We start from the raw sequence: 11,927 nt of genomic DNA on the forward strand, positions 1-11,927 counted from the left end.
GCCGTTGCGCTACTTCGCTGCGGTCGCAACGGCAGCCGGTTCAGCGACGCCTTTCGTCACAGGGACATTCCCCGAGCTGACGAGTTCGCGCGGCTGCAACAGCAATGCGACGAGCCCTGTCCAGCCCGTCTGATGCGACGCGCCCACGCCGCGTCCGTTGTCGCCGTGAAAGTACTCGTGAAAGAGCACGAGATCCTGCGAGCGCGGATCAGCCTGCAACAGCGGATACGCGGCCATCACGGGACGCTCGCCGTTCTTGTCCTTCAGAAAGAGCGTGGTCGTGCGCCGCGCCAGCGCATCGCCGATCTCGGCCAGCGACAGCTTGTTGCCCGAGCCCGTCGGATACTCGACGCGAAACTCGTCGCCGTAATAGCGGTGAAATTCGTAGAGCGACTCGATCAGCAGATAGTTGACGGGCATCCATACAGGCCCGCGCCAGTTCGAATTGCCGCCGAACACGCGCGAATCCGATTCGGCGGGCAGGTACTTCACACAAAAGCTCTGACCGTTGTGCCGATAGACGAATGGATTGTCGCGATGCACGCGCGACAGCGCGCGCACGCCGTGATCGGAGAGGAACTCCGCTTCGTCGAGCGCGCGCCTGAGCAGCGCCTTCATCCGATGCCCGCGCAGCAGCGAGAGCAGCAGGCTGTTGCCGCGCCCCGGCTCGTTCCAGCGCGATACCAGCCGCGCAAGGTCCGGCCGAAAGCGCAGGAACCATACGAGGCGATCGCGCAAGCCCGGCAGCGAGCCGTGCAAACGCTCTTCGAGTACATGCACCGCGATCAGCGGGATCAGGCCGACGATCGAGCGCACGCGCATCGGCGTGCTGGAGCCGTCGGGCAAGCGCAGCTTGTCGTAGAAGAACTCGTCTTCGCTGTCCCACAGGCCCGTTTCGCAGTTGTCCTCGCAACTGACGGCCTGCGCGATATACAGAAAGTGCTCGAAAAACTTCACGCCGATATCGACGAACACATGATTTGCAAACGCGAGTTCGAGCGCGATGCGCATCAGGTCCAGCGCATACGCGGCCATCCATGCAGTGCCGTCGGCCTGATCGATACGGCCACCCGTCGGCAGCGGCGACGAGCGATCGAAGATGCCCACGTTATCGAGCCCGAGAAAGCCGCCCTGGAAAATATTGTGGCCATCGGCGTCCTTGCGGTTCACCCACCATGAGAAGTTGAGCAGCAGCTTGTGAAAGACCAGTTCCAGAAAATCGCGGTCGCCCTTGCCCGTCAGTGCACGGTCGATTTCATAGACACGCCATGCGGCCCACGCATGCACGGGCGGATTCGCATCGCCGAAGGCCCATTCATATGCGGGGATTTGCCCGTTCGGATGCATGTAGCGGTCCTTCACGAGCAACAGCAATTGACGCTTCGCGAACGCGGGATCGATCAACGCGAAAGCCGCCGCATGAAACGCGAGATCCCATGACGCGTACCACGGGTACTCCCACTTGTCCGGCATCGACACGATGTCGGCATTGCACAGATGCCTCCAGTCGCGGTTGCGGCCCTGCTTGCGTGATTCGGGCGGCGCAGGCTGCGCGGGATCGCCGTCCATCCATCGTTGCACGTCGAACTGGTAGTACTGCTTCGACCACAGCATGCCCGCCAATGCCTGACGCTGCACGAGCCGTTCGTCCTCGCCATCGATGTCGCGCTGCAACGCTGCATAAAACGCATCGGCTTCGGCGATGCGCTGCGAGAACAGTTCGTCGACGTCGAGCGGCTCGTCGTCGACGGCGAACTCGGGCCGCCAGCGCAGATAGACGACAGCCGTGCCGTGCGGCGGCAGATTCAACGGCACATGCGCGGCCGCCTTCGTGCCCGCGTCGCGGCGAATCGCGTCGGCGTCGCCATGCACGAGGTACTCGTTGAAGCCGTCCTTGAACGGACCCGCCGACTCCATGTTGAAATGACGCCGGACGTTCGTATCGTTCTCGCAGAATATCCATTCGAGCACGGTCGTATCGGGCGACCACGCGGTCACGACAATCGGCTCGTGGCCCGGGTGCGTGCCGAGCAGGCGCGTGACGCCGTGCACCGTTTCCTTGACGAGCTTCGGCCGCTCGTCGGCGTCCTTCCACGACCACTTGTTGCGCGCCCATATCTGCGGCAGAAGATCGAGCGCCGCTGACTCGTCCGCGCGATTCTCGACAGTGACGCGCATCACGATATCTTCAGGCGTGTTCTTTGCGTATTCGACGGTCACATCGAAGTAGCGCAGATCGTCGAACACGCCTGTATCGAGCACTTCGTACTCGGGCATGTCGCCGCCGCGCCGCGCGTTTTCCGCGACGAGATCCTGATACGGAAACGCGGCATGCGGGTACTTGTATAGCATGCGCATATAGGAATGCGTCGGCGTGCCGTCCAGATAGAAGTACAGCTCCTTCACGTCCTCGCCGTGATTGCCTTCCTGATTCGTGAGGCCGAACAGACGCTCTTTCAGAATGGGATCGGCGCGATTCCACATTGCAATCGACACGCACCAGTTCAACGTCTCGTCACCGAATCCTGCGATGCCGTCCTCGCCCCAGCGATACGCGCGGCTGCGCGCGTGATCGTGCGGGAAGTAGTCCCATGCGGTGCCGTTCGGGCTGTAGTCCTCGCGCACCGTGCCCCATTGACGCTCGCTGAGGTACGGACCCCAGCGCTGCCAGCGCGCGCACTCGGCGGAATGCAGACGTAGCCCCTCGGTCGTGGAAAGCAGATTGGCAGCGCGCAGCGCAGGCATGGCAGCGTCCTTCGTCTCGTGGTGGCGTCGGGAGTCACATCGTAGCGCGGTTGGGGTGTTCGTGTGTCGTAGCAGGCATCTCTGCGCTGATGCATTCCCCAAGCAACACCCCCACACGCAACCGCTCCCCAAGCGACCACGCCTGAAACGGCGTGCCGCCCGGCGCATGGGGCGCGTCACCGTCCGCGACTTCTGAAATGTGATCGAGGCCCGCGCGGTCCAGATGTGCATCGAGCGGCGCGAGAAAGCGCGCGCGCGCCGCGTCGCGTGCGGCGGCATCGGGACGTTGCACGCGCAGCCATGCCTCGATGAAAGGACCGAGCAGCCAGGGCCATACGGTCCCCTGATGATAGGCGCCGTCGCGCTCGAACGGCGTCCCCGTATAGCGCCCGCGATACGCAGCATCTTCCGGCGACAGCGTGCGCAATCCGAGCGGCGTCAGCAGATGTGCTTCCACCTGCGCAACAACGGCGCGCGCCGTCTCCCCTTCGACGAGCGCGAACGGCAGCCCGCCGGCGGCGAAAATCTGATTGGGCCGCACGGAGCGATCGACGGCGCCCCGCACGTGATCGACATCGACGTTATCAAACAGCGCGCCCGTTTGCGGATCGACGAAGCGCCCGGCAAACGACTGCGCCGCGCGCATTGCGGGCTCGCGCCAGCGCGCATTCCATTGCGCGGCAATCTGCAACGCGTTGAACCACAGCGCCTGCACTTCGACGGGCTTGCCGATGCGCGGCGTCACGACCCAGTCGCCGACCTTGGCGTCCATCCACGTGAGCTGCACGCCCGGCACGCCGGCGCACAACAGGCCGTCGTCGTCGGCGCGTATGCCGTAACGGGTGCCTTGCGTGTAGCCGGACAGGATCGTATCGACAGCTTCCTGCAAGCGGCCTCGCGTTTCGTTCGACGCATGTCCCGTCTCCAGATAATCATGCGAGGCAATCGCGAACCAGAGCGATGCGTCCACCGAGTTGTACTCGGGCTGATCGCCATAGTCGGGGAAGCGGTTCGGACACATGCCCTCGGAGATCGTGCCCGCCCACGCAAGCAGAATCGATTCCGCTTCCGCATGGCGCCCCGTGGCGATGAGCAGGCCGCGCATCGCGATGAACGTATCGCGGCCCCAATCGGTGAACCACGGAAAGCCCGCGACGATCGTGCGGCCCGTCGAACGCGCGACGACATAGGCATCGGCGGAACGTTGCAGGCGCGATGCGAAAGAAGCGCGACGCGATGATTCAGTACTCGCGAGCGCTTCGGCGTGTGCGCTCGCCGCCTGCCTGTCGGTCGGCACATGACCCATGTCCGCGCTTAGCACCATGACGGCCGCATCGCTCAAAAGATCGAAGCTGAAGACGCCGGGCGTCGCGAGGTCTTCCGTGTAGTCGAGGCCGCGCTCGCGTTCGCGCACATAACAGAAGTTGCGATACCAGTCGGGCGCGTGTTCGTATGCGCCGTTCGTCAGCGCGCGAGTCGCGGGCAGATCGCGATACGGCTGCCATTGCACGCGCTCGCCATCGACGAGAGCGGTGAAATCGAATGCGCCGTTCTCGTGATGCAGCGCGTGATAGTCGCGGCCCGACAGCAACGGACGCACACGCAGCGCGATCGCGTAATCGCGCGGCTTATCTTCTTCGAACTCCGCCCGCCAGCGCAGCACTGTCTCGCACGTCCTTTTCGCAACGAATGCTTCGGCGATCACGCTCGTTTGCGCGTCGATCTGGAAACGCCATGTCGGCCATGGCATCGTATCGAATGCGATCAGACTCGCGGCGATGTCGGGATACAGAATGTCGGGCGCGTAGCGCTGCATCGTGAGCGGATAGCGCGCTCCGTTCGCGTCGATCCACGCTTCGATGCCATTGACGAGCACCACGCGCCCCGCAGGCGCGCGCGTCGCCGTCAGCAGCAGCGCGTGATAACGGCGCGTGCGCAACGTGCCCACCGTGCCCGATGCAAAGCCGCCGAAGCCATCGGCCTCGAGCCATTCGTCTTCCAGTCGTTCGAACGGGCGTTCGACGCGTGTCATCGCAGATCCGCTTTCCACTGGCGTGGCCGATCAAGACAGTCGACAGATTAGCGGCTCACGCGGCAAAAGTCTCGCGCAGCGCGTGTCATCCGTAGACGCGGACCGCGCGAAGATCACATAGCCGGTTGCGCCGCCACGCGACGCTGAATCGGCAGAACGGCCCAGACTTCGAGCCCGCCGCCTTCGCGCGGATGAAACTCCAGCGTGCCGCCATGCAATCGCGCGATGCGCTCGACGATCGCGAGACCCAGCCCCGTGCCGCCCGTCTTGCCATGCGCATTCTTGCCTCGCTGGAACGGCGCCTTCAGCCGTTCGAGTTCTTCCGCGCTCAGTCCCTTGCCGCGATCCGCGACCGCTACACGGATTGCACCCGCATCGGCCCATGTCCTGACAGCCAGCCCCGTCTGCCCGTACACGACAGCGTTCTGCATCAGGTTCATCACGAGCCGCATCATCGTGATGGGCCGGAACGCGTGTTCGGGAAGCTCACCCAGCGACAGCTCGAACTCGTGCCCGAGTCCCGCGAAATCCGCGGCAAGCTGGCTGATCAGCGCGTTCAGGTCGCCGGGCTGCGGCGTCTCGCGCTCGCCGCTTCCCGCGTAGTCCGTGAACTGCTGAAGGATCGTGTCGATCTGATCGAGATACGATTCCGCTGCGCCGGCGAATGCATCGTCGCCGCCCGTCTCGTTCGCCATCGCCATCGCGAGACGCAGCTTCGTGAGCGGCGTGCGGATGTCGTGCGAAACGCCCGCGAGCATCAGCGCGCGCGTCGCCTCGGCCTGCTGCAACGCCTGCATCATCTGATTGAACGCGCCGCTCACCTGCGCGATTTCGGTCGGCCCGTCGACGGGCAAAGAGGGTGGCGTTTCGCCCGCGCTCACGCGCCGCGCCGCGTGCGCGAGTTCCTGTAGCGGACGGTTCAGATAGCGTTGCAGCGCGAAGCCCGTCAACGCCGCCAGCATGCCGAGCCCCAGCGACAGCAACACGGCCGTCAGCATGCCGCCGCCCTGCGCCTCTTCCGGCACCTGCAAGCCGATCCAGTACAGCTTGCCCGCGACGTGCATGCGTATCCACATGCGCGGGCCGGCCTGTTGCCAACGCACTTCCGAACCCGACGGCAGATAGTGGCTCAGACTTTCCAGAAACAGCTGCAACTGGTGAAGCCGGTAGAAAGCGAGCAGCCTGACGCGCGGCTCCGTCACCGCGTCGGCGGGCGGTTCGTTGCGCGCGTCGAGCCGCGCGACGAGCGTGTCGCGCGCAGTCTCGGGCGACGCGGCGAGCGCGTTGTCCAATGTCCTGATGTACGTGCCGAACACGGCCGCGGCGCGCTCGGTACGCGGACTTTGCACATAGTGGATCAGCACGCTCAGCGCGCAGACCTGGCTCACCGCCATCAGCACGATCAGCAGCATGATGTTGCGCGTGAGGACGCTGCGCGGCAGCAGGCGCGACAGGATGCGCGTGTTCATGCTTCGACGTCGGCGACGAGCATATAGCCGACGCCCCACACGGTCTTGATGAAACGCGGCTTCGACGGATCGCTTTCTATCGCCTGCCGCAAGCGCAGAATCTGCACGTCGATGCTGCGATCGAGCGCATCGTGGTCGCGCCCTCTGGCGCGCGCGATCAGATTGTCGCGACTCACTGCGCGATTCGGCGACGCCGCGAGCGCCGTCAGTAGCAGCATCTGCGCGGAGTGCAGTTCGACAAGCGTATCGAGCCGATAGAGACACTGCTTGCCGACATCGAGCCGGAAGTCGCCGAAGCGCAGCGTTTGAGTAGTGACGGTCGGATCGCCCGATGCGATCTTCTGACGGCGCAACAGCGCATTGATGCGCGCCACCAGTTCGCGCGGCAGGAAGGGTTTCGCGAGGTAATCGTCGGCGCCTGTTTCGAGGCCGATCACGCGATCGAGCGGATCGCCCTTCGCCGTGAGCATCAGGATCGGCATCGTATGGCCTTCCGCGCGCAGGCGCGCGCAGATCTGCAAGCCGTCTTCTTCGCCGATCATCAGGTCGAGCACCAGCAAGTCGTAGGGCTCGCGCTGAAGGTAGCGTTCGAGCCGCTTGCTGTTTTCGACGGCGCGGACCTCGAAGCCATGTCCGCTCAGAAAGCGCTGCAGCATGTTGCGCAGTTCCGCTTCGTCGTCGAGCACGATGATGCGAGCGGGTCGGTCCATGCGATGGCTCCTTTCGCTACCGTTGCAACAGTTTAGCTTCGGGCCGACCCGTTTTTCCGTCAGTGCGATCCCGCGCGCTGCGCCATGAATTGCTCGATCTGCACGAGCGTCACATAGCCCTGTTTCTGCGCGTCGATCTCGCTGAAATGCTGCGCGACGCGCGGCATGCCTGTCTGGGCCTGCGCCAGCGTCAGCTTGCCGTCATGCGTCGTGTTGGCGGCGGCGAAACGCTGCTGCAATTCCTGCATCATCCGCTCCATACGCGGCGATGCGGCCATCGGTTGCGGCGCCGTTTGCGCCATCGCGCCCGTCGATGCAATGCACAAAGCCAGCATGGCGATCCACTTCTTCATCTCACTCTCCAATCGGTTCATTCAACTTCTTCGCTCACGTGTGTTGCGATTCGTCGTTGGCGAAGCGAATTCTTGCCGCCTGGAAAGCGGAAGGCAATTTCAAAGTTATGTCGCCATATGTCGTGCGATTCGCCGCATGGACCGTGCATTCACGCGTGTCGCCGATGCGCTGTTGCATCGCGATCACGAAGCAAGCGCAGCAAATACAGCAAACGCTTCAAGCATGAGCGTGCTTTTCCGGCGACATCGAATGAAACAAGTTATCGCTGCCCATCCGGGGATGCGTTGCGTATCGTCTGCACGTCGGCGGCGATGTGAGGACTCCGCATTCCATCCGCCGACTGTCCGCTCGTCCCGCCCAGGAGTTTGATGTGAACATTCGCTCTGCTTATACGTCCGCGATTGCCGCGATGGGTATCGCCTGCTCGACCAGCGCCTTCGCCGGCACCGTGTTCGTCCACGCGGCCTATGTGCCCGCCGTCGTCTACGCGCCGCCGCGCACGCTGTATTACGTGCCGCCGCAACCGCCTTATGTCGTGCCTGTGGTCAACAGCGCACCCGTGGGGCCCGTCGTGGCTGTGGTGCCCACGGTCCCCGTTGTGCCTTATATCGCCGTGGTACCGCCGCCCGCGCCCGCGAAGCCGTTGCCCTATGCGACGGTGGCCGTGCCCGTCGTCGCGGCGCCTGCTTACGCCGTTGCGCCTGCAAGAAGCATCGTCTATGCGCAGCCGGTCGCGGCTGTGCCTGGTGTCGTCGTCACTCGCTGATTGCATCGCCGCGCCGATTCGCTTGATCTTTGGAAAGCCGGGGCCAACAATGAAAACCTTCGTCTAACCGCATTAACCGCATTAACCGCATTAACCGCATTAACCGCATTAACCGCATTAACCGGCACTAACCGGCATTCGACGAGCTTCGCGGAGGGCGCTATGTCAGAGATCGAAAAGGATAAGGTCATTGCCGTGCTCAACCAGATTCTCGAATCCGAGCTGGCGGGCGTGGTCCGTTATACGCACTACTCTTTTCTTGTGTTCGGCTTTGGCCGCATCCCGATCGTGTCATGGCTGCGCCAGCAGGCCGGCGAATCGCTCGCGCATGCGCATCTCGCGGGCGAATGGATCACGACGCTCGGCGAGTATCCGTCGCTCGGCATCGGTCCCTTGCTCGATTCGCATACGACCGATATCGCGTCCATTCTGCGCGAGTCGCTTGCAGCCGAAGACGTCGCGCTCGGCCTTTATCGCGATCTGCTTGCGCTTGCGAAAGACCGGTCCGTTGCACTCGAAGAATATGCGCGACAAATGATCTCGGTCGAAGAGATGCATGCGGGCGAAGTCGACAAGATGCTGCGCAGACCGGGCACTGTAGCGACATCGGGCGAGCGCGGCGCCGATACGCACTAGCGTCGACGCTTGCATTCGCGCCCGCGTTGCTGAACTTTCACTTCGCCGCACACGCCGATTTTCGATCGCTTACCGGATAGTTCGTCTATCCGCATCTCAAGGGCACGGCTTGCATCGATACGCGATGCAAGCCGTGCCCTTTCTCGTATTGCATGCGCTCCCGATGCATTTAACGTTTGCCGACGTTAATGCGCGCCTATTTCCCTAAATGTTCTGCATGCATGGCGGAGTTTGCAACGACCCATGCTAGGCTATGCGCGGCATCAGGCTGTTGAATTGCTGCATTCGCTATTTCGTTCGTAGTCCGCGCAGTAAAGCAAGGTGGATAAATGATCGAAGACGTCAACCGCAGTTTCAGTCGCAGTCACAATCGCGATCGATTGCGCCGGCATTCGCGCGGTGCGTTTCGCCGCCGCCCAACATATGAGACCTTTGCGCGCGCTGCATCGATCGCTGTCCTGATCGCGTTGTCGGGCTGCATGGTCGGCCCCGATTACCGCACGCCCGCCCCGCCCGCCACCGAAACCTACACGCCCACGCCGCTGCCCGATCAAACGGCGCCGTCGCCGGGCGCTTCGGGCGTCCCGCAACGGTTCGTCGCCGGCCAGGACATTCCCGCACAGTGGTGGACGCTCTTTCATTGCGAGCCGCTCGACGCGCTGATCCGCGAAGCGCTCGCCAACAGTCCCAACGTCGCCGCTGCGCAAGCGGCGCTCAGGCAAGCCGGCGAGAATCTGCGCGCGCAAATGGGCACCACGCTGTATCCGTCTGTCGATGCAAAGGCCAACGCGACGCGCGAGAAATTCAACGGCGTCACGTTCGGCCAGCCGGGACTCACGGAAGTGCTGAACCTCTATAACGCATCGGTGAGCGTGTCGTACAACCTCGATGTGTTTGGCGGCGGAAGACGCGAACTCGAATCGCTGCGCTCGCAGGTCGATTACGAGGGCTTTCAGTTGCAAGCCGCGTATCTCGCGTTGTCGGCGAACATCGTGACGGCGGCCGTCAAGGAGGCGTCGTTGCGCGAGCAGATCGAAGCAACCGAGCGCATTGCCACCGACGAAGACGCGCAGCTCGGCGTGTTGCGCAAGCAGTTCGAGCTTGGCGGCGTGAGCCGCGCGGCCGTGCTCTCGCAGGAAACGCTCGTCGCGCAGACGCGTGCGACGCTGCCGCCGCTGCGCCAGTCGCTCGACCAGACGCGCCATCAACTCGCCGTGCTAGCGGGCAAGCCACCGAGCGACACGGGCGTGCCCGAGTTCACGCTGTCGATGTTCACGCTGCCGCAGAGCTTGCCCGTCAGCGTGCCGTCGTCACTCGCGCGGCAGCGGCCCGACATCCTCGCCGCCGACGCCACGCTGCATCAGGCGAGCGCCCAGGTCGGCGTCGCGACGGCGAACATGTATCCGCAGCTCACGCTGTCTGCGAGCTACGGCCCGCAGGCGCTTACGCCCGCGGGCTTGCTCAAGTACGCCGACATGATCTGGAGCATCGGCGCAGGCGTCACGCAGCCGATCTTTCACGGCGGCCAACTGAGCGCGCAAAAGCGCGCAGCCGAAGCCGCCTTCGATCAGGCCAACGCGCAATACCGGCAGACTGTGCTGCTCGCGTTCCAGAACGTCGCCGATACATTGCGCGCACTCGAACACGATGCCACCGGCTTGCAAGCGCAGACGGAGGCATGGCGCGCGGCACGCGATTCGCTCGACCTGACGCGCGGCCAGTTTCGCATCGGCGGCGTCAGCTATCTGGCGTTGCTCGATGCGCAGCGTCAGTACCAGCAGACCGTCGTGAATCTCGCGCAGGCGCAGGCCGCGCGCTATGCGGACACGGCGGCGCTGTTCCAGGCGCTCGGCGGCGGCTGGTGGAACGACACGTCGACGAGCCAGGCAGCGCAGGCGACGCCGACGGCAGCCCCAACGTCTGCCAGGCCGCAGTGAATCCTTTTGCGATAGCCGCGCGTCGCATGCGATGAGAAGGCAGCGCCGGCGGACGAGTTGGTTTGTGCCACATCAGTGCCTCATCAGCACCTCAGCAGTTTGCCGTGCAAGGACAAGACGACGATGACAACGAAAAGACCGATGACCAGGCGGATGATCATCATGCTGATCTGCGTGGGCGTACTGCTCGGCGCACTGGTCGGCTTCAATCTGTTCAGGGCGCACATGATCAAGAAGTTCATGGCGAGCAACGCCGCGCCGCCCGCGACCGTCACGGCCGCTGTCGCGGGCTATCAGACATGGCAGCCGCAGCTTGCCGCCGTGGGCAGCCTGCGCGCGGTGCGCGGCGTCGACGTGACGACGGAAGTGGCCGGGCTTGTGCGCGAAATCGCGTTCAGCTCGGGCCAGGAAGTGAAGGTGGGCCAGGTGCTCGTGCGCCTGAACGACGATTCGGATCGCGCGCAACTGGCGTCGCTGCAAGCAGCCGCGGAACTCGCGCAAACCGTCTACAAGCGCGACAAGGCGCAGTTCGACATTCAGGCGATTGCAAAGGCGCAGCTCGACGCCGATGCCGCCGACCTGAAGAGCAAGAAAGCCCAGGTCGACCAGCAGGCCGCGCTCGTCGACAAGAAGACGATACGCGCGCCCTTCGCGGGACGCGTCGGCATCACGACGGTCAACCCCGGCCAGTACATCAATCCCGGCGATGCGATCGTCACGCTGCAAGCCATCGATCCGATCTACGCCGACTTCTATCTGCCGCAGCAGCAACTCGGGCAATTGCAGGTCGGCCAGGCGATCGTCGTCGATACGAATGCGTTCAGCAACCGCACGTTCGACGGCAAGATCCGCTCGATCAATCCGCGCGTGGACAGCACGACGCGCAACGTGCAGATCGAAGCAACCGTCGACAACCGCGAGCGCAAGCTGCTGCCCGGCATGTACGCGAACGTGAAAATCGACGCGGGCACCGTGCAGCGCTATCTGACTTTGCCGCAAACGGCGATCACCTATAACCCGTATGGCGCGACCGTGTTCGTCGTGAAGCCCGGCGCGCAAAAGAACGACCAAGGCAAGGTCATGCCCGTCGCGCAGCAGGTGTTCGTCACGCCTGGGCCGACGCGCGGCGATCAGGTCGCGATTCTCAAGGGCATCAGCGAGGGTATGCAGGTCGTGACGAGCGGTCAGCTCAAGCTGAAGAACGGCACGCCGCTCGTGATCGACAACCGCGTGCTGCCCGCAGACAACCCGAACCCGACGCCTCAGGAACAATAAGAG

The 11,927-nt window shown here is 63.8% G+C and carries 9 protein-coding genes; 4 read left to right on the forward strand and 5 right to left on the reverse strand.

The features are described 5' to 3' along the window. Positions 1-9 precede the first annotated feature (9 nt). The 5 genes from AABE10_RS23655 to AABE10_RS23675 all read right to left on the reverse strand — a co-directional run bounded on the left by AABE10_RS23655 (position 10) and on the right by AABE10_RS23675 (position 7,309). Positions 10-2,745, reverse strand: a complete 2,736-nt coding sequence (locus tag AABE10_RS23655) for an MGH1-like glycoside hydrolase domain-containing protein (protein ID WP_342935667.1) — start codon at positions 2,743-2,745, stop codon at positions 10-12. A gap of 34 nt (positions 2,746-2,779) precedes the next feature. Then, positions 2,780-4,777, reverse strand: coding sequence for an amylo-alpha-1,6-glucosidase (locus AABE10_RS23660; protein WP_342935668.1), 1,998 nt, complete (start codon positions 4,775-4,777; stop codon positions 2,780-2,782). 113 nt (positions 4,778-4,890) lie between these two features. Beyond that, the gene (locus AABE10_RS23665) at positions 4,891-6,246 is read right to left on the reverse strand and encodes an ATP-binding protein (protein WP_342935669.1); all 1,356 of its coding nucleotides are present in this window, start codon (positions 6,244-6,246) and stop codon (positions 4,891-4,893) included. Continuing rightward, positions 6,243-6,956 (reverse strand): response regulator, encoded by a 714-nt coding sequence (locus tag AABE10_RS23670; protein ID WP_342935670.1) that lies wholly within the window; start codon positions 6,954-6,956, stop codon positions 6,243-6,245. The genes AABE10_RS23665 and AABE10_RS23670 overlap by 4 nt, the downstream gene beginning before the upstream one ends. Before the next feature lie 59 nt (positions 6,957-7,015). Beyond that, entirely contained in the window at positions 7,016-7,309 is a 294-nt protein-coding gene (locus tag AABE10_RS23675) for an EF-hand domain-containing protein (protein ID WP_342935671.1), read from the reverse strand. 371 nt (positions 7,310-7,680) lie between these two features. Here AABE10_RS23675 and AABE10_RS23680 point away from each other — a divergent pair, with 371 nt between their 5' ends. From AABE10_RS23680 to AABE10_RS23695, 4 genes are all read left to right on the forward strand, one after another. Continuing rightward, positions 7,681-8,076: a hypothetical protein gene (locus tag AABE10_RS23680; protein ID WP_342935672.1), complete on the forward strand. Its 396-nt coding sequence runs from the start codon at positions 7,681-7,683 to the stop codon at positions 8,074-8,076. A gap of 162 nt (positions 8,077-8,238) precedes the next feature. Then, the gene (locus tag AABE10_RS23685; protein ID WP_342935673.1) at positions 8,239-8,712 is read left to right on the forward strand and encodes a ferritin-like domain-containing protein; all 474 of its coding nucleotides are present in this window, start codon (positions 8,239-8,241) and stop codon (positions 8,710-8,712) included. Between the two features lie 329 nt (positions 8,713-9,041). Beyond that, positions 9,042-10,649 (forward strand): efflux transporter outer membrane subunit, encoded by a 1,608-nt coding sequence (locus tag AABE10_RS23690; RefSeq protein WP_342935674.1) that lies wholly within the window; start codon positions 9,042-9,044, stop codon positions 10,647-10,649. 123 nt (positions 10,650-10,772) lie between these two features. Continuing rightward, complete coding sequence (locus tag AABE10_RS23695; RefSeq protein WP_342935675.1) at positions 10,773-11,924, forward strand: efflux RND transporter periplasmic adaptor subunit; 1,152 nt, start codon at positions 10,773-10,775, stop codon at positions 11,922-11,924. The last annotated feature ends 3 nt before the right edge of the window (positions 11,925-11,927 follow it).

Origin of the sequence: Paraburkholderia diazotrophica (genome assembly GCF_038900755.1) — a bacterium.
Classification (GTDB): Bacteria; Pseudomonadota; Gammaproteobacteria; order Burkholderiales; family Burkholderiaceae; genus Paraburkholderia; species Paraburkholderia diazotrophica_A.

Excerpts from the sequence above, each read along its gene's own strand:
- AABE10_RS23670 (WP_342935670.1), bottom strand. The coding sequence starts at position 6,956 with ATGGACCGACCCGCTCGCATCATCGTGCTCGACGACGAAGCGGAACTG.
- AABE10_RS23660 (WP_342935668.1), bottom strand. The coding sequence starts at position 4,777 with ATGACACGCGTCGAACGCCCGTTCGAACGACTGGAAGACGAATGGCTC.
- AABE10_RS23695 (WP_342935675.1), top strand. The coding sequence starts at position 10,773 with ATGACAACGAAAAGACCGATGACCAGGCGGATGATCATCATGCTGATC.
- AABE10_RS23675 (WP_342935671.1), bottom strand. The coding sequence starts at position 7,309 with ATGAAGAAGTGGATCGCCATGCTGGCTTTGTGCATTGCATCGACGGGC.
- AABE10_RS23685 (WP_342935673.1), top strand. The coding sequence starts at position 8,239 with ATGTCAGAGATCGAAAAGGATAAGGTCATTGCCGTGCTCAACCAGATT.
- AABE10_RS23655 (WP_342935667.1), bottom strand. The coding sequence starts at position 2,745 with ATGCCTGCGCTGCGCGCTGCCAATCTGCTTTCCACGACCGAGGGGCTA.
- AABE10_RS23690 (WP_342935674.1), top strand. The coding sequence starts at position 9,042 with ATGATCGAAGACGTCAACCGCAGTTTCAGTCGCAGTCACAATCGCGAT.
- AABE10_RS23665 (WP_342935669.1), bottom strand. The coding sequence starts at position 6,246 with ATGAACACGCGCATCCTGTCGCGCCTGCTGCCGCGCAGCGTCCTCACG.